This window comes from Nitrincola sp. (assembly GCF_048264025.1).
Classification (GTDB): domain Bacteria; phylum Pseudomonadota; class Gammaproteobacteria; order Pseudomonadales; family Balneatricaceae; genus Nitrincola.
On sequence record NZ_JBLXDN010000004.1, the window covers coordinates 17,253 to 34,874 of the forward strand.

The window sequence follows — 17,622 nt, forward strand, 5'->3', positions numbered from 1 at the left end:
GGCCGGGTTAAACGCCCCGGCGAGTGAGACCGGCTTCTGCCATAATACGGGTGGCAATTTCTTCTACGGAAAAATGTGTGGTATTGATGCTGCTGATACTTAATTGCTTGAAGCGGCGTTCCACTTCGCGCACCTCAAACTCACACTGTTCCAGAGAGGCGTAGCGACTGTTCGGGCGACGCTCATGGCGTATGGCTGTCAGGTGGAAGGGATCGATGGTCAAGCCGAAAAGTTTGTCGCGGTGTTGCATCAGAACCTCTGGCAGACCTCCCATTTCCAGGTCCTCGATGGTAATTGGATAGTTGGCTGCACGTATACCAAACTGCAACGCCATATATAGACAGGTGGGTGTTTTACCACAGCGGGATACGCCAACCAGTATCACGTCTGCCTTGCTGTATTGCTGTACTCGTCCGCCATCATCATTGTCCAGCGCAAAGTTAACTGAAGCGATACGTTCTTTATAACGACTGGACTCATTGATCGCATGGGATTTTCCTACCGAATAGGAGGAGCGTAGCTGCAACTCCTGTTCAAGCGGTTTTAGAAAGGATTCGAACACATCGATCTTGAACCCGCGACAAGCGGCGATGGTTTCACGTATTTCAGGATTAACAATGGTATCGAAAACAATTGCGGCTTGACCAGTACGCTCACAGGCCTCATTGATGCGGACGACAACCGCATGGGCTTTTTCCAGCGTGTCGATATAGGGCAGGGTCACCATTTCGAACTGAATGCCGTCAAACTGAGTCAGTAGGCTATTGCCCAGTGTTTCGGCCGTGATGCCTGTACCGTCAGAAATGAAAAATGCTGTACGTTTAATCAAGAGAGCGCCTATCTTGTTAGAACGAAAATATCGGCCTGGATGCTATGTAGTTTTATTACAATACAGTCAGGACAAGGATTTTTCATTTTAACTGAAGTATCATCGGGGTTTTAGTGCCGACAAAAAAAATACTCACGGCGGACTTTCAGACCAACCACAGGAGAGTTTACCTTGCAGGATTACGTCATACGCCTGGATCAGGCGGGAATGGGAGATGTTGATAAGGTCGGCGGTAAAAACGCCTCGCTTGGAGAAATGATCCATCAACTGTGTGATGCCGGTGTAAAAGTACCCGGTGGCTTCGCCACTACGGCACAGGCATATCGTGATTTTCTGCAGCACAATCACCTGACAGATAAAATTAATGCGTTGCTGAGTGAGCTGGATAGCAATGACACTCGAGCGCTAACTGAGACTGGTCGTCAGATTCGTGAATGGATTCTGGCTGCTGAGTTTCAACCCGCCCTGGAAGCGGCCATCGATGATGGCTACCAGGAGATGGCCGGTAATCAGAGCATCTCAGTAGCCGTACGCTCTTCGGCTACGGCTGAAGATTTGCCGGATGCCTCGTTTGCTGGTCAGCAAGAGACCTATCTAAATATCCGCGGGCTGGACAATATCAAGCAAGCGATCAAATCTGTATTTGCTTCACTGTATAACGATCGCGCGATTTCCTACCGTGTGCACCGTGGCTTTATTCACAGTGAAGTGGCGCTGTCAGCCGGAATTCAGCGTATGGTTCGCAGTGAAACCGGTGCCTCGGGTGTGATGTTCTCGCTGGATACCGAATCAGGTTTCAAGCAAGTGGTATTTATTACTGCCGCTTACGGATTGGGTGAAACCGTGGTTCAGGGGGCAGTTAATCCAGACGAATTCTATGTGTACAAGCCCACGCTCAAGCTGGGTGCCCCAGCCATCCTGCGTCGAAGTCTTGGCTCTAAAGCGATCAAAATGATCTATGGTGCCGAGGGGACTACAGCCGACGCGGTAGAAACAGTCGACGTGCCTCGTGAAGACAGAGACCGTTTCTGCATTAATGACGCTGATGTCGAGGCTTTGGCGAAGATTGCTATCACCATTGAGCAGCATTATGGTCGGCCCATGGATATCGAATGGGCCAAAGACGGTGATGATGGCGAACTCTATATTGTTCAGGCTCGTCCTGAAACGGTGCGCAGCCAAAATTCGGCGGCGGTAATGGAGCGTTATTTGCTAAAGGAAAAAGGCAAGGTCTTGATAGAGGGGCGCTCTATCGGCCATCGTATCGGCTCCGGACCTGTCCGCGTGGTGGATTCCCTTGAGCAGATGCATGATGTGCTACCCGGAGATGTGCTGGTCACCGATATGACTGACCCTGACTGGGAACCGGTGATGAAGCGTGCTGGTGCGATTATTACCAACCGTGGTGGACGTACCTGTCACGCGGCCATTATAGCGCGTGAGTTGGGGATTCCGGCGATTGTTGGTTGTGGTGATGCCACTGAGCGGTTGAACAACGACCAACTGGTGACTGTGTCCTGTGCCGAAGGGGATACCGGGCGGGCCTATGAAGGCAAGCTGGCATTTGAACACCAGACTAACAGTATTGAATCCATGCCGGAATTGCCCTTCGAAATCATGATGAATGTGGGTAATCCAGATCGTGCCTTTGATTTTCAGGCACTGCCGAGTGCGGGCGTAGGTCTGGCGCGGCTGGAGTTCATTATCAACCGTATGATCGGTGTTCACCCCAAAGCGCTGCTGAATTTCGACCAACAACCCCGGGACATCAAGCAGATTATCAATCGGCGTATTGCTGGTTATGCCTCACCGGTGGATTTTTATGTCGACAAGCTGGTGGAAGGTATTTCGACCCTGGCGGCGGCCTTTTACCCGCGCAAAGTAATAGTGCGCATGTCGGATTTCAAGTCCAACGAATATGGCCATCTGATCGGCGGTGATCGCTATGAACCCGCTGAAGAAAATCCGATGTTGGGCTTTCGTGGCGCCGCGCGTTATATCTCGGAAACGTTTCAGGACTGCTTCGAGCTGGAATGCCGTGCATTAAAACGTGTGCGTGATGAGATGAAGCTCACCAACGTGGAAATCATGGTGCCGTTTGTACGCACGGTTGGGGAGGCACGTCAGGTTGTAGATCTGCTGTCGCATAACGGACTGAAGCGCGGTGAAAATGGTCTGCGGCTGATCATGATGTGCGAAATTCCATCCAATGCGCTGTTGGCAACCCAGTTCCTTGAATACTTTGACGGCTTCTCCATTGGCTCTAACGACCTGACTCAGTTAACCCTGGGGCTGGATCGAGACTCTGGCATCATTGCGCATCTGTTTGACGAGCGAAATGAGGCGGTAAAAATGCTGTTGGCTATGGCGATCAAAGCTTGCCGTGACGCTGACAAGTATATAGGTATCTGTGGCCAGGGCCCGTCAGATCATCCGGATCTGGCGCGTTGGCTGATGGATCAGGGTATTTCCAGTGTGTCACTCAATCCGGATTCAGTGCTGGATACCTGGTTCTTCCTCGCTAATGAAAAAGCTGATTAGGTCGCCTCGCTAAAGCCTTGCCCGGCTTTGCTATACTTCATCGTCGGGCGAGGCTGTCCAGTAGAGAATTGCTTCCAATTTAAAGGCCAATCTCTGTTACAATGCACGGGTTGTATTAGGAGCATGGGACATGACCTCAGAACTCACTTTTCGTCTTGGTGAAATACGGCGCTTTATTCTGGCGATCCTGACAAGCGCTGCCGGTCGTAGAATTCTGTTGATTCATTTGCTGAATACACTGGTGCTCGCGGGAATGGTGCTGGTCGGTATTATATTGTCCTTCTTTGCGCTGTTTGACGGCTACATTCCCAGTCGCCGAGATCTGAGCACAACCTTTTTCTCACTCTATATTTTTCTACTGATTATGCCGCTGGCGACTATGCCATTCTTCTCGTTTAAAGACATGTTTGATGGATTGGCACATTGGCTGACGCGTCGGCGCCTGTTTAATGATATGAGCCAGCATGTGTTTTATCGTAAAAACCGTAATGGCAGTATCACTTTGCACCTGGCCAAAGCGCATACCTTGCTACATGAAAAGCACCAGTTATTGAAGCAAGCGGCTGGAAAAACAAGCAACATCAGTCGCCAGTTGGCGATATCTTTGGCGCGCTCTATCCGTGATGCAGTGCAGTTTTCCAGACAATTGGTCGGCAAGGGGCTACTTAAACCCGATCAGCCGATTGTGGGGGCAACCTACAGTTATCTTTTTGGTGCTGCGCACAGCAAGCTGGGTTTAAAGCGTATCCCACCATCTCCCTGGACCGGCTGGTTCAGCGGTATCTTTATTCGGTATGGTGTCCTGCATGCTGTATTTATGTATTTTGTCATCCACGATCAGCTTCCGCCTGAATTCGATCCGGTGTATTTCATCGCCCAGGTGAGTGATGTGATAGGCGAGGGGCCTAAGTCATCTTGATAGCACTGCTGCAAAAGTGGTTCGCTCCCTACCGCGACCGTCGCATGTTGACTCTATTGGCGCTGGGTTTCTCCAGTGGCTTACCGGCGCCGCTGGTATTTTCCAACCTGTCGATCTGGCTGCGTGATGAAGGTGTTAGTCGTACCGATATAGGCTTGTTCGCGCTGGCAGCTACACCCTATGCGATCAACTTTCTTTGGGCGCCTTTAGTTGATCGACTGCAATTACCCTTCCTCACGGCCCGCTTTGGTCGTCGACGCGGCTGGGCATTGATGACCCAGTCGTTACTGATGCTGGCCATTGCGTTGTTATCGCTTACCAATCCCTCCGAAAGTCTTTGGTTAATGGCCGCGGCTGTATTGTTTGTCACCTTTGTTTCAGCCACACAGGATATTGTCATAGACGCTTACCGGATTGAGATACTGGATCTGGACCAATATGGGAGTGGTTCGGCGGCTGGGATCTGGGGCTGGCACTTGGGCGGCACTTTGATTGGTGGTGCGGGTGGCTTGTACATGGCGCAGGCCTTTGGCTGGAACTCAGCCTACATGCTGCTGTCTTTTGGTGTGCTGATCGGCATGCTTGCGGTGCTGATGAGTCCAGAGCCTCAAGTCTCACCGCCGGAAGAAACACTCGCTGAGGAAGAGCGTGCGCTGGCATTGCTGGAGCGCTGGACCTTTTTGCCAGAGATTCCGCGTCGAATTATGGGTTGGATCTACCTGACTATTGTGGCTCCGCTGGCTGAATTTACCCAGCGAAGTGGTTGGTTGTTGATTCTGGTGTTTATATTTGTTTTTAAACTGGGTGATGCGCTGCTGGGGCGTATGTCCGGCGTGTTTTACCGTGAACTGGGGTTTTCACTGACGGAAATCGCTGAAGTTGCCAAAGTCTATGGTTTGAGCGCCAACCTTATTGGTATCGTGATAGGGGGGATTTTGGTAGCGCGTATCGGTATCTTAAAAGCGCTGTTCCTGTCCGGGTTGGCGACGGCTGCAACCAATTTAGCCTACTCATGGTTGGCCATGTCAGGCCAATCCACAGAGGTATTTATTGTTGCGGTGGCTTCAGATAATTTTACTACCGGTTTGGTTACGGTTGCTTTAGTCGCTTATCTATCATCCCTTTGTAACAGTGCCTACACAGCCACTCAGTATGCCTTGCTGGCCTCGCTGGCAAACCTGGCACGTATCTGGTTCTCAGCTACCAGTGGCATGATGGTTGATGCCCTGGATGGTGATTGGGCTTTGTTCTTTTTGTTATGCGCCATTATTGCCCTGATAGGTTTGCCTCTGTTGCTTATTATTATGAAACGTCACCCTCTGCCTCGCTAAGTCATAAACTGGGCTAGAATAAAAATTAAAACTCCGGCTGGATCGCTGAATATGTTGAAGAAAATATCGTTGCCCTTGGTTCTGGTTATTTTGATTTATGCCTTCTGGGTCAGTGCTGATTTTACTGAAATCGCGGCGGGTATTGCGCTATTCATGTTCGGCATGCTGTGTCTGGAAGAGGGTTTTAAGGCCTTTACCGGTGGTATGCTGGAAGGCATTCTGCGCAAATCCACCGATCGCTTATGGAAAAGTCTTGCCTTTGGTGTGACCAGTACGACGTTGATGCAATCCAGCTCACTGGTGTCATTGATTACCGTGTCATTTGTCAGTGCAGAAATGATCACGCTGATGGGTGGTATTGGCATCATCATGGGGGCGAATATAGGTACAACCACTGGGGCCTGGTTAATTGCCGGTTTAGGGCTGAAAGTGGATATTGCCAGCTATGCCATGCCCGTTCTGGTGTTTGGTATGGTGTTTCAGATGCAAAGAAGCAAAAGCCTGAAGGGATTAGGTTACCTGCTGTTGGGTTTTGCCTTTTTGTTTCTGGGTATTCATTACATGAAAGAAGGTTTTGAATCGTTTCAGCAGAGTTTTGATTTATCAGCCTTTGCTATGACCGGTATTGCTGGCGTACTGGTGTTTACCCTGATTGGCATGTTGATTACGATCATCATGCAATCCAGTCATGCGACTTTGCTGATTATCATTACGGCCTTGTCGGCGGGCCAGGTCAGTTATGAAAATGCGCTGGCACTGGCCATCGGTGCCAATCTTGGCAGTACGGTAACCATCGTGCTGGGTAGTATCGCTTCCAACCTGGGAGGCAAGCGTTTGGCGGCATCACATGTGTTATTTAATGTGGTGACAGCCTCTGTAGCGATTGTGTTTATCGGCCAACTGGCTTGGCTAGTGGATCAAACGGCTGACCTGATTGGTATTCGCGCTGATGATTTTCTACTCAAGCTGGCCCTGTTTCATACCCTGTTCAATGTGTTAGGCGTAGTTCTCCTGACCCCATTTGTGGCTAGATTAGAAGCCTGGCTATTACAGCACATACAGTTCAAGCCGCAGGGCATGGAGCAGCCACAGTACCTTTATCCGGAAGCTCTGGAAACACCGGTTACGGTGGTTGATGCGGTTAAAAAAGAAGTGTTGCACCTGTTTGATAATGCCTATGGTTTATTGGCCCACGGGCTAAGTCTGAAGCGTAATACCATCGATTCACAGGAGTCCTTGACGGATGCGGTGAAATATACCCGGCGTATTTTCCCTATTGATGTTGAAGATGCCTATGAAGAGAAAATAAAAAGTCTGCATAATGAAATTATTGCCTTCATTGCTGAAGCACAAATGCGTGAATCCACTAAGGCTGCTACTGAAAAACTCTATGAGTTGCGGGAAGCCAGCCGTGCTATTGTTGCCGCGGTTAAAGGTATGAAACACCTGCACAATAATTTGTCACGCCATGGTCTCTCGAGTAATCTTGCTGTACGTGAGCGCTATGATCAGATTCGGATTCATCTGGCCAAATTATTGCGTGAGTTACGCCAATTGCTTCGCGAGGAGCCAAGCGAAGTAACCCGTTTATCCATAGATGCACTGCGGCTTGCCTCACAAAAAGCCAGTCGCAAAATGATCGATGAGCTGGATGAAATGATTCGTCATCGCCGCATAGCCGCATCGATCGCTACATCTATTCTCAATGATGAAGCTTATGTCACAAACATAGGTGATAATCTATTAGATGCGGCGTCTACACTCGTATCCAGACGAGCAGCTACACAGCTTGAGTCCATTAGCCTGGATGAAAAAGAGATCGAGCAGTTAATGGATAAAACCAGTCAGGCTGACGGTCCTAAGCCTGAACCAGTGGAGAGTCGACCGGAGTGATGAGATGAAAGCCAAAAAACTACTGGAACGAGTTAGACGCTTTCTGGATGCAGACACACAAACGCAGCTTGAACAGATCAAGTCTACTCGCAGCATACTCAAGCAACTCAAAGAGAAAGAGCGTGAATTGCAGGATGAGCTCCGCCATGAGCAAGAGCCCGAGTTGCAAGAAGCACTGCAAAATAAACTGGATGTTATTTATGCGCAACGAAAAAAAGGGCTAGATCAGATCAAGCGCCTGAAAGAAGGTGATATCGCCTGAAGATTACTTCACATTATCTTCAAGGTGCTTGTCACGTAGTTGTGGGTCAAGTTTGTTCACCGGTAACCGTGTGGCATGCTGATGGGCGTTGAATGCATTCTCCAGCAAGCGGAAGAAGCCGATCAATATGGCGGTGAGCAGTAGATAAAGCACACCCGCCAGCAAGAAGAACTCAAGGCTCATATAGGTTCTGGCGATGGCGCCACGGGTAGCACCCATCAGATCCAACAGCGTAATCGTGGAGGCTAGAGCACTGCCTTTCAGCATCAGAATTACTTCATTTCCATAGGCTGGCAGGATAATGCCAAAGGCTCTAGGCAGAATAATATGCTGGTACTGCTTACGGCGGCTGACGCCTAGTGACTGTGCTGCTTCAACTTCTCCCCTGGGCACTGCCTGAATGGCTCCGCGGAAGAGCTCGGCAATATAGGCCGCGGTATGCAGACTGAAGGTGATAATGGCACACCAGTAAGGTTGTGACAGCACATCAGTCCATAGCCAACCTAGGTCACGCAGGCTTTCAAATTGGGATAGACCGTAGTAAACCAGAAATATCTGCACTAACAGTGGCGTACCGCGGAAAAAGAAGATGTAGCAATAAGGAAATAGCCATAACCAAGGGCTCTTGGCAATGCGCATCAGAGCCAGTGGAATGGCGATAATAAAGCCGACAATACCCGATAAAACCACCAGTTGCAGGGTGATCCACACACCCTCCAGTAGACGGGGCAGGTAACGGGCATAAGCATCCCAGGGTTCAGCTCCCTGTGTCAGGGTGAGTAGCCATTGTGAGAAGTTAACCAACAATTCACTCATTAGCGTGCTCCCTGCCAAGGACGATTAGCGCGGTTTTCCAGCAGGCGGATAGCTTGCATAAAAATAATAGTCAGCAATAGATAAATAAACGCGGCAGCAAGATAAAAGGTGAAGGGGAGCTTGGTGAATCCAGCCGCGACGTAGGCCTGACGCATCAGATCATCCAGTCCAATAACCGACACTAATGCGGTGTCTTTAAGCAGTACCAGAAACAGGTTACCGAGCCCGGGAATGGCAATGCGCCATAGCTGAGGAATCAAAATTCGGCTGAAGGTTTGCCAGCGTGTCAGGCCCATGGCCATCGCGGATTCACGTTGACCCTTGGGGATTTCCTGCAGGGCACTACGAAACACTTCGGTAGCATAGGCACCAAATGCAATGGAAAGAGCGGTGACGCCTGCCGCAAATGCACTGATCTCAATGTATTGGTCAAACAGTCTCAGCAGCAATTCAGTCGTGCCGAAATAGATAATCAGCACCAGTAATAATTCGGGTACACCACGGATCAGGGTGGTATAGGTTGTCGCGATCCAGCGCAGTGCACGAATGGGTGACAGTTTGGCTGCCGCTCCCATAAGCCCAAGAATTAAACCGAAAAACAGGCTGGTAAAGGCTAGTTTCAGGGTAATCCAGGTGCCTGACAGCAAAAGATGACCAAAACCGTGTAGATCCATGCCGCACTCGCATTAAGACAGTTAAAAACAAAGGGTCGGAACACAAATGATTGAGTTGCCGACCCTTATCGATCCCGCTTCAGTTCTTAATATATAGAGAAGGGGAAGTATTTAGCATTGATTTCAGCATAGGTACCGTCTTCGACGATGGCTTCCAGTGCCTGGTTGAAGCGCTCTTTCAGCTCAGTGTCATTCTGACGTATGGCAATACCGATTTTGTCATCGATATCGATATCTTCACCCTTGAACTCGAAAGCGCTGCCATCTTCAGTCTGTAGCCAGTCATAGGCTGGGAATTTATCCGAGACCATACCATCCAGTCGACCTGCTGCAAGATCCAGGTAGGCATTATCCTGGGTGTCATACAGACGTACACTGACGGCGTTGCCCAGTTCATCTTCAAGGTACTGACCCGCAATAGTGGCACGTTGAGCACCCAGGGTTTTACCTTGCAGACTTGCTACATCGGTTGGCATGTCACTGTCTTTAGGTCCGATAAAGGCCAGTACGTTTGAGTAGTAAGGATTGGTGAAAGCAACAACGCGTTCACGCTCTTCGGTAATCGACATGGAGGCAATGATGGCATCGTAACGACGTGCACGCAGGCCCGGAATAATGCCATCCCAATCCTGAGTCAGGATTTCGCAGGTGGCTTCCATTTTTTCACACAGCGCGTTAGCGATTTCAACATCAAAACCACCGGGCTGACCTGAGCTGTCGATAAAGTTAAACGGTGCATAAGCCCCTTCAGTGGCAATGCGGATGGTATCAGCCATAGCTAGCGGTGCAATCATTGTAGCAGAAGCCATGAGTAGCGCAGATGTAGCGAGTTTTTTTGACCATTGCATAGATTAATACCTTTAGTTTAATTGAGCTGTTGTATAACGTTTATAAATGACTCGACAAGAATTCTCTACAGCGTTCAGACTTGGGTTGGGTAAAAACTTCGCTTGGTGGCCCAAATTCCTCAACTCGGCCTTGATGTAGAAACATCACCTGGCTGGACACATCTCGCGCAAAACGCATTTCGTGGGTCACGACCAGCATGGTTCGGCCTTCCTCAGCGAGATTTTGCATTACCCCTAATACTTCATTGACCAGTTCAGGATCCAGGGCCGAGGTCGGTTCGTCAAACAAGAGAACTTCCGGGTCCATCGCCAGGGTTCTGGCAATAGCAATGCGTTGTTGCTGTCCACCGGATAAATTACCCGGGTAGGTTTTGGCTTTGTCAGCCAGGCCGACTTTTTCCAATAAGGCCAATGCGCGTTCCCGTGATGCTTGCTTGCTGCGTCCATGTACCAATACTGGAGCCAGCATGATATTTTCCAGTACGGTCATGTGTGGCCAGAGATTAAAGTTCTGAAACACAAAGCCTATACGGGCACGCATCATTTCCAGTTGGCGACGCTTTTTGGCTTCAAGTTCGCCCTGCTTGTTGGCTACCAGTTGCAAGGCTTCGCCCCGTAAAGCAATACGGCCTTGGGATGGATTTTCCAGTAGGTTAAGGCAGCGCAGAAAGGTTGATTTTCCTGAGCCACTGGAACCGATAATTGAGATAACATCACCATCCTTTGCCGTCAGGGAAATGCCTTTCAGCACTTCAATGTCTCCGTAGCGCTTATGCAAATCGGTGACTTCGAGTGTAGCTGAATGGGTGTTATCAGTGGTCATTAATGAAGTTTCTGGATTCATGAAATACAGCGTATAAGAAATATTAATAAAATAGTAATCTTTTTTATACCTAGGTCGCAAGTCAGTTGTCCGATCACAGCTATAGCCGGTGCTCGCCTGCTTATTTAAACAACTATCTGTGCTAATCTATAGTCAAAATATTGGTGTGAGGTATTCGGGTGGAGTTAGGACGAGTTAACCAGCTCAAAGTTAAACGCATTGTCGAACAAGGTGCGTATCTTCAGGCGACAGAAGGTGAGACGGTGAGATTGCCATCGCAGGAGGTTGTAACAAGTTTACGACCAGGTGACACCCTGTCGGTATTTGTTTATTTAGATAGTGATGACCTTCCGGTGGCCACGCTGAAAAAGCCGCTGATTCAGCTCGGTGAGTTTGCCCAACTGCGCGTCGCCGATACTAATCAGGTGGGTGCATTTTTGGACTGGGGGTTACCCAAGCAACTCTTTTTGCCCTTTGCTGAGCAGCCTCAGCGGGTCGAAACCGGCCAGCAGGTCATGGTGTGTGTTTATCTGGATAACTCCGGTCGTCTGGCGGCATCAGCTCGTCTGGAGCGTCATCTGAGTGCTGAGCCAGCGGATTATCGCGTGGGTGAATCGGTGAACTTGTTGATTTGGCGTCGCACTGAGCTGGGTTATCTGACAATCATCAATCACCGTCATGCGGGCATGTTGCATCAACAGGAACTATTCAAACCGGTACGACCTGGTTTGACCCTGCCGGGGTACATCAAGCAGGTGCGCGAAGATGATGGCAAGATCGATGTGATGCTGGATAAGCCCGGCTATGGACGGGTTGAGCCGCTGGCCGAGCAGTTGCTTGATTATCTGAAGTTGCGTGGTGGCCAGTGCCCTCTTAATGACAAGAGTTCTCCGGATGAGATTAAGGCGATTTTTGGCGTCAGCAAAAAAGCTTTCAAAATGGCGGTTGGCAATCTGCTAAAGCAAGGAGTGATCCTTGTGGATGAGCAGGGTATTAGACTTCGCTAAAATTTCATGCAAAAGGGCTGTATTCGCATGGAAAAATCCAGAGTGTTACTGGTAGAGGATGATGAATCCCTTTGCCAGGTTGTAACTGACTTTTTCAACATGTTTGGCTATCAGATCAGTCAGGCGCAAAGTGGTGATGAGTTTTCCCGATTGATTCGCCAACAGGCTTTCGACATTATTCTTCTGGATTTGAATTTGCCCGATGCTGATGGGCTTGAGCTCTTAAGAATGTTGCGTGAAGAGCAGCAGGTGTTGCTCTACGTGGTTTCCGGTCGTCAGGATGAGACCAGCCGCCTGAGAGCCTATGAGCTAGGCGCTGATGATTTTATCGCTAAGCCTTTCAGTGCGCGTGAGTTGGAGCTGAAAGTACGTAATGCGTTAAAGCGGCATGGGCCAGTTATTGACTTTGTTGAGTCTCAGGATAAACAGCCGGGTGTATTTATTTTTCAAGGGTGGCAACTTGAAGAGGCAACACGGAGTGTTTGTCATCAGCAAGGAAAGCAAATTCAGTTAACCCGGGGCGAATATGAGTTGCTGGCCTTTCTGGCTGAAGCAGGGGGAGCTGTAGTTACCCGGGATAATTTGTTGAACCATTTGGAACAAGCCGCGGATATTTATAGTGCGGAAACGATTACCGCGCTGGTGTATCGTTTGAGGCGCAAATTTGCACAGACGGATCTGGACTCGCCGATAGTGACTTTGTCACGCATTGGGTATCGACTTGAAATATCTTGAAAGGCGTATGCCATGCTGAGTGGTTCAGGTTTGCGTCTGGTTCGTATTTTGCTGCTTGGCTATCTGATCAGTTCAGCTTCTTGTGTTGTAGCTCAAACCCACACTTCGTCCAATTCAACTGAGCTTGAGCCACTTATCATTGCGCAAGACCGGGCATGGCCACCGTTTGCTTTTGTGGGAGAAAATGGTGAACCGCGCGGTTTACTTATCGAACTATGGCGGGAGATCGCTGCTCAGATGGGGCGGCCGGTTGAGTTTTATCTGGTGGATTGGCCGGATTCAATACGTGCCGTTACAGAAGGGCGGGCACATCTGCATGGAGGGTTGTTTGCTTCAGAGGATCGGGCTGTTTTTATGCAGTTCAGTGAAGCAATTATGCCGCTCAGTGGGTATCTGTTTGCACCAAGTGGTGGGCCGCTGACAGGATTTGATGATCTGCGTGATAAGCCGATTGGTGTGACGGATGGCAGTTATGAGATGGAGTATATTCAGCACCATTATCCTGATCAGCCAATACGTGCCTACCGCTCTAATGAATTGGTGGTTATGGCCGCTCTTGCAGGAGAAGTGGCGGCCTATTTGGCCGACTATCCGGTCAGCATGTACTTGCTGGATCGCCATGGGCACCCTTCTAATTTTCATCCGTTAGTGCAGCTTTATACCCAGAATTTAGTTGCTGGGGTAGCGCTAGGGGATGAGCAGCTGTTGCAAGAAATTAACCAAGCGATCCAGCAACTTGATCAGGATTTTCTTAGCCAACTCAGTTACCGTTGGCTACGTAGTGAATTGGTGGTTGAGGTTGTGCCACGTTGGTTCGTTGCACTGTTAGTGGTTACGATACTGTTACTGGTGTTGGCGGCTTATACACTGTTTCTGTCAAGGCAGCGTCGCGAGATCCAGCAGTTGGTTTCAATTCAAAACCAGGCTTTGCAGGAGAATGAGCATCTATTTCAGCGCTTAATCGAAAATGCTAATGATATTATCTATATCATATCGGCTGATGCGACTATTGGTTATCTTTCTGGCGAGTGGGTTAATGTTACTGGTTATAGCCTGGAAGAGGCCGTGGGTCAGCCTTTTGCTAAGTATGTTCATCCGCAAGACCTTCCATTTTTAGCTGAATGTCACGAGCACACTCTCAAAGGAGGGCGCTTGTCGGGCATTGCATTTCGACTGGTCGATGTCAGGGGGCAAGTGCATGACATGATTGCCAACGAGTCTTCAGCGCTTGATGCACAGGGTGAGGTTACCTATTACATGGGAATCGCTCGGGATATCACAGAACCCAAGCGAATAGAAGCTGAGATGGAGCGTCGCCGAGAACTGTTGGAAGATGTCAAGGTTAAGCTGGAAAAAGAGATCGGGGAGCGCTCCCGTATAGCCAGAGACCTGGAAATGGCTCAGGCGCGTGTTGCTCGTGCGCTCGAAGAGGAGCAGAAGGTTACTGTGGCGCAAAAGCAGTTTTTGCGGATTGTGACACATGAGTTCCGAACCCCGCTGGCAGTCATACAATCTTTAGGTGATCTGCTGGAGCTGGAGGTTAGTAACGATCCCCAGGTGAGGCAAAAGCATATAAGTCGGCTCAAAACGGCTGTGCAGCGTATGGCTAACTTGCTGAACAAAGCCTTGGATCAAGAACGTGTGGAAACTACTTTCTGGCGTACCAATGCCGCCTGGTTTGATATTAAAACCTTATTGCAGGAGTTGGTTGGTGAGGCTGAGCGTTTAAATGGCGATAGTCGTCATTTTACGATTAACGCCATGTCTCGGCGCATGCAAGCGGATCGAGAATTGCTGATTATCTGCATTAATAACTTATTGGATAATGCGGTCAAGTTTTCACCTGATCAGAGTGAAATTTTCATTAGCGCCTACATGGATGAGCAGAATCGGGTTTGTATTAGTGTGACTGATCAAGGCAAGGGAGTTAATGAGCAGGATCGCTTCAAGATTTTTGGTAAATACTACCGCCGTAATGCTCAAACCAACCCTGGTTTAGGTCTGGGGCTCTATCTGGTTGATCAGATTATCCGTCTTCATGGTGGTGATGTGGTGGTCACGAATGCAGCTGATGCAGGGGCCTGCTTTATATTGAGAATACCCGCCTGATTGGTAGCTTTGACAGCAGGATGTCATGCTTCGCAGCCTTTAAAATCAAACAGCTATTTTATCTATGCAGATCTGGTTCATTTGTTGTTCAGGACTTGACTGTTCGATCAACTCTATAATAACTAATCAAAATCTGTTCGGATAGCTGAGGATCTGCTGTATGTTGATGTTTCGGAGGGTACCGAACCCTCAATCCCGCGTGTGGCGCCTGACCCGACTATTGCTGGTGGGGGCAGTCTCTATGGCGATTGGCGGGACAGTTTCAGCAGCAGAGCCCTCATCCTCGGATCAGCAAGCTAGCATTCAGCAGGACTATCACCGTTTGATGCTGAGTGCCCGAGCCGGTGAAATGGCGGGTGCGTATCTTCAGGAAAATGGCCAACGCCTGTTCATCACCCTGACGGACAGAGCCGATCTGAATGAATGGCGTCAGACCGGTGAGCGTCTGGTGCAGCAGTACAGTCTTTATCATGCGTCCAGCTTACAGACCCTGGGTGAGCGATCCCACCTGATAATTGATCTGGCCCGTCCGGTTTATCTGGTAGATGAAACGCTGAGCTTGTCAGTAGTTGGTTTGGTTAACTGGGAAATGGTGTTTGCTAACCTCGATGACACGGTTGTATCAGCAGAACTACTCGATTCGATCCAGGCTGAATCCCGTGGTGGTTTGATTGAATTAACCTTTACCGGTCATCATGACCTGATTACTGAGTTAATGTTTGAACAGGACCCTGATCAACTGGTTATCGAATTACCCGGTGTGGATCCCCGACATTATTTACGTCAAGCCAATTTACAAATGCCCGCATTGCTGGGAATGCCCGAAGTGCAGGGGGCACCCAATGGACACTCCCGTTTGGTGTTTACTACCCAAGGGCCGCTGGATCTGGTGGATGCACATACCAGTATTGATCCGGTGACCAACCGAAGCCGTATACATCTGTTGTTGGTACCTGATAGCGCTGTGTCTGAGCGCCTACTGATGGACACAGAGCAATTGGATCGCTTTGAGCTTACCCGTGAAGCAGGTACTGGCCTCAATTTGATTATCGGCAAACTTGGCGAGTCTCGTGTGAATGGCTACTTTCTCGAAGCTCCAGGGCGTTTAATGGTGGACTTTCCCGGTGTCAGTCCCGAGGCTGTAGAGCAGGCGGTGTTTGCCTATTCCCCTGACCCTGATTACGTCAAGCGTATTCGCTATGGCAAAACCCGCCTGGGTTCAGCCAGAATAGAGTTAACGTTACAAGACGGTTATGCTGAGCAGTTGTCTCGGCAAACCGTTGCTCATCGCGACAATTATGAGTTTGGAACACTGGTTTCACTACCTGAGGCCAGTCGCGTGTTATCAGAAGGAGATTATCCGGATGATTTGCAAGGTATTGCCTACTTTGAACGCGATACGTTACGCCATTTGCCACGCTTTGACTTCAGTGTGCAGCCATCGTTGACTATAGGTTCAGTGACTCTATCGGGTGCTGAATACCGTGATGGCAGCAATTTGACAGCGCTGGAGCAAGGGCAACGATTCTCATTGATGACAGCCCTGGATGAAGCGATGCAGCGTGATCCAGCTTATCATGCAGCCCGGGCTGAGTTCCGTGCCACCCAGGAACTGATTCCTCAGGCACGTTCAGAATATTTGCCTCAGGTGAGTTTTTCGTATCAGTTTTCAGCTAAGAACCAGGATGTGCTGAGTTCAGGATCCATTCCGGAAGAACAAACTACCTTGTCCGAACAAAACGCCTCCTTAACGTTGACACAACCTATCTACCGCCCGGGCAGTCTGATTGGCCTGACGCAGGCTGAAAAAGCCGTTCAGCAAGCTGAATTGGCACTATTGGCTGCCGAGCAGTCGCTCATTATGCGTATTGCCGAGGCTTACCTGAATGTGCTTTCTGCACAAGACAGTCTCGAAGTGGCTAAGGCTGAACACGAAGCCATAGCGACCCAGTTCCGTCAAACCGAGATCAGCTTTCGCAGTGGCTTGGCCAGTCGCAGTGATTTAAGCGAAGCCCAGAGTCTGACAGCGCTGACCCGTGCACGAATGATCGAGGCGCAGAACCGCCTGGATGATGCGCAGTTGGCTGTTAAAGAAATTATCGGCAGTGAAGTGGAAAGTCTGCATAGTTTTAGTGCGGATTTCCGGGCTGCACCACCTTTTCCTGCTCAGGTTGAGGCCTGGATCAGTGCCGCTCTGGATCAGAACCTGTCGTTGCAGTCGCAGCGTATGGCCGAGCAGATTGCCGGTAATCAGATTCGTCGTCAGCGTGCTGATCATTTGCCGACAGTCGACTTGTTTGCATCCACCGGTTATCAGGATGCTGATAAAACGCTCTACAGTGATAGCCGTCAGACGGTCAGCAATTATGAAGTCGGCATTCGGGTCAATGTACCGATCTTTAGTGGTGGACGCACTTCCTCTCTGGTGCGCGAAGCAACAGCACGTTATGAACAGACCGGCCATGAAGTTGAGCTGGAGCATCGGCGCACTGAACGCACTGTGCGTTCAGCATTCAATGGGGTGACCAGCAGTGCGGAAATGTTGGCTGCGCTGCGTGAAGGGGTGTTGGCGCAGGAGGTTCGTCTGGCAACGCGGATGCGTGGTTTCCAGGCAGGACTGGAGTCAACCGTCGCGGTACTGGATGCCTACCAGAGCTACTATGCTGCACGACGTGATTTTCTGCAGTCACGTTATGATTATTTGATGAATCGACTGGTTCTGAAACAGTCTGTTGGCACGCTGAGTCGTCAGGATCTGGCTGAACTGGATCGCCTTCTGGAGCGCCACTAAGTTGTGGAAGGTGAAGTTGAGTATTAAAGCGAGCTAACTCGCTG

At 49.6% G+C, this 17,622-nt stretch carries 14 protein-coding genes; 9 read left to right on the forward strand and 5 right to left on the reverse strand.

The features are described 5' to 3' along the window. Positions 1–7: 7 nt before the first annotated feature. Positions 8–826: a pyruvate, water dikinase regulatory protein gene (locus ACN0R1_RS04605; protein WP_417580626.1), complete on the reverse strand. Its 819-nt coding sequence runs from the start codon at positions 824–826 to the stop codon at positions 8–10. 174 nt (positions 827–1,000) lie between these two features. Here ACN0R1_RS04605 and ppsA point away from each other — a divergent pair, with 174 nt between their 5' ends. From ppsA to ACN0R1_RS04630, 5 genes are all read left to right on the forward strand, one after another. Beyond that, positions 1,001–3,370 (forward strand): phosphoenolpyruvate synthase, encoded by a 2,370-nt coding sequence (gene ppsA, locus ACN0R1_RS04610; RefSeq protein ID WP_417580412.1) that lies wholly within the window; start codon positions 1,001–1,003, stop codon positions 3,368–3,370. A gap of 130 nt (positions 3,371–3,500) precedes the next feature. Further along, a complete protein-coding gene (locus ACN0R1_RS04615) occupies positions 3,501–4,289 on the forward strand; it encodes a hypothetical protein (protein WP_417580414.1) in 789 nt (262 codons plus the stop codon). Beyond that, positions 4,286–5,620 carry an AmpG family muropeptide MFS transporter gene (locus tag ACN0R1_RS04620; protein ID WP_417580416.1) on the forward strand — a complete coding sequence of 445 codons (1,335 nt, stop codon included), beginning with the start codon at positions 4,286–4,288 and terminating at the stop codon, positions 5,618–5,620. The genes ACN0R1_RS04615 and ACN0R1_RS04620 overlap by 4 nt, the downstream gene beginning before the upstream one ends. 51 nt (positions 5,621–5,671) lie before the next feature. Further along, complete coding sequence (locus tag ACN0R1_RS04625) at positions 5,672–7,513, forward strand: Na/Pi cotransporter family protein (protein ID WP_417580418.1); 1,842 nt, start codon at positions 5,672–5,674, stop codon at positions 7,511–7,513. 4 nt (positions 7,514–7,517) lie between these two features. Continuing rightward, positions 7,518–7,775: a hypothetical protein gene (locus ACN0R1_RS04630; RefSeq protein WP_417580420.1), complete on the forward strand. Its 258-nt coding sequence runs from the start codon at positions 7,518–7,520 to the stop codon at positions 7,773–7,775. A gap of 3 nt (positions 7,776–7,778) precedes the next feature. Here ACN0R1_RS04630 and ACN0R1_RS04635 read toward each other — a convergent pair whose 3' ends face one another. The 4 genes from ACN0R1_RS04635 to ACN0R1_RS04650 all read right to left on the reverse strand — a co-directional run bounded on the left by ACN0R1_RS04635 (position 7,779) and on the right by ACN0R1_RS04650 (position 10,936). Further along, positions 7,779–8,591: an ABC transporter permease gene (locus tag ACN0R1_RS04635; protein WP_417580422.1), complete on the reverse strand. Its 813-nt coding sequence runs from the start codon at positions 8,589–8,591 to the stop codon at positions 7,779–7,781. Beyond that, positions 8,591–9,265 carry an ABC transporter permease gene (locus tag ACN0R1_RS04640; protein ID WP_417580424.1) on the reverse strand — a complete coding sequence of 225 codons (675 nt, stop codon included), beginning with the start codon at positions 9,263–9,265 and terminating at the stop codon, positions 8,591–8,593. The genes ACN0R1_RS04635 and ACN0R1_RS04640 overlap by 1 nt, the downstream gene beginning before the upstream one ends. 86 nt (positions 9,266–9,351) lie before the next feature. Beyond that, positions 9,352–10,113 carry an ABC transporter substrate-binding protein gene (locus ACN0R1_RS04645; protein ID WP_417580426.1) on the reverse strand — a complete coding sequence of 254 codons (762 nt, stop codon included), beginning with the start codon at positions 10,111–10,113 and terminating at the stop codon, positions 9,352–9,354. A 40-nt stretch (positions 10,114–10,153) separates the two neighbouring features. Further along, complete coding sequence (locus tag ACN0R1_RS04650) at positions 10,154–10,936, reverse strand: ABC transporter ATP-binding protein (RefSeq protein ID WP_417580628.1); 783 nt, start codon at positions 10,934–10,936, stop codon at positions 10,154–10,156. Positions 10,937–11,115: 179 nt separating this feature from the next. Here ACN0R1_RS04650 and ACN0R1_RS04655 point away from each other — a divergent pair, with 179 nt between their 5' ends. From ACN0R1_RS04655 to ACN0R1_RS04670, 4 genes are all read left to right on the forward strand, one after another. Then, positions 11,116–11,943, forward strand: a complete 828-nt coding sequence (locus ACN0R1_RS04655; RefSeq protein ID WP_417580428.1) for a S1 RNA-binding domain-containing protein — start codon at positions 11,116–11,118, stop codon at positions 11,941–11,943. 27 nt (positions 11,944–11,970) lie between these two features. Beyond that, positions 11,971–12,678 (forward strand): response regulator transcription factor, encoded by a 708-nt coding sequence (locus ACN0R1_RS04660; protein WP_417580430.1) that lies wholly within the window; start codon positions 11,971–11,973, stop codon positions 12,676–12,678. 12 nt (positions 12,679–12,690) lie between these two features. Beyond that, positions 12,691–14,787: an ATP-binding protein gene (locus tag ACN0R1_RS04665; protein WP_417580432.1), complete on the forward strand. Its 2,097-nt coding sequence runs from the start codon at positions 12,691–12,693 to the stop codon at positions 14,785–14,787. 160 nt (positions 14,788–14,947) lie between these two features. Further along, positions 14,948–17,578: a TolC family outer membrane protein gene (locus ACN0R1_RS04670; RefSeq protein ID WP_417580434.1), complete on the forward strand. Its 2,631-nt coding sequence runs from the start codon at positions 14,948–14,950 to the stop codon at positions 17,576–17,578. The last annotated feature ends 44 nt before the right edge of the window (positions 17,579–17,622 follow it).

What these genes read in the sequence shown, in the direction of transcription:
- ACN0R1_RS04645 (WP_417580426.1), bottom strand. Translation starts at nt 10,113, where the DNA reads ATGCAATGGTCAAAAAAACTCGCTACATCTGCGCTACTCATGGCTTCT.
- ACN0R1_RS04660 (WP_417580430.1), top strand. Translation starts at nt 11,971, where the DNA reads ATGGAAAAATCCAGAGTGTTACTGGTAGAGGATGATGAATCCCTTTGC.
- ACN0R1_RS04640 (WP_417580424.1), bottom strand. Translation starts at nt 9,265, where the DNA reads ATGGATCTACACGGTTTTGGTCATCTTTTGCTGTCAGGCACCTGGATT.
- ACN0R1_RS04650 (WP_417580628.1), bottom strand. Translation starts at nt 10,936, where the DNA reads ATGACCACTGATAACACCCATTCAGCTACACTCGAAGTCACCGATTTG.
- ACN0R1_RS04615 (WP_417580414.1), top strand. Translation starts at nt 3,501, where the DNA reads ATGACCTCAGAACTCACTTTTCGTCTTGGTGAAATACGGCGCTTTATT.
- ACN0R1_RS04625 (WP_417580418.1), top strand. Translation starts at nt 5,672, where the DNA reads ATGTTGAAGAAAATATCGTTGCCCTTGGTTCTGGTTATTTTGATTTAT.
- ACN0R1_RS04665 (WP_417580432.1), top strand. Translation starts at nt 12,691, where the DNA reads ATGCTGAGTGGTTCAGGTTTGCGTCTGGTTCGTATTTTGCTGCTTGGC.
- ACN0R1_RS04670 (WP_417580434.1), top strand. Translation starts at nt 14,948, where the DNA reads ATGTTGATGTTTCGGAGGGTACCGAACCCTCAATCCCGCGTGTGGCGC.
- ACN0R1_RS04635 (WP_417580422.1), bottom strand. Translation starts at nt 8,591, where the DNA reads ATGAGTGAATTGTTGGTTAACTTCTCACAATGGCTACTCACCCTGACA.
- ACN0R1_RS04630 (WP_417580420.1), top strand. Translation starts at nt 7,518, where the DNA reads ATGAAAGCCAAAAAACTACTGGAACGAGTTAGACGCTTTCTGGATGCA.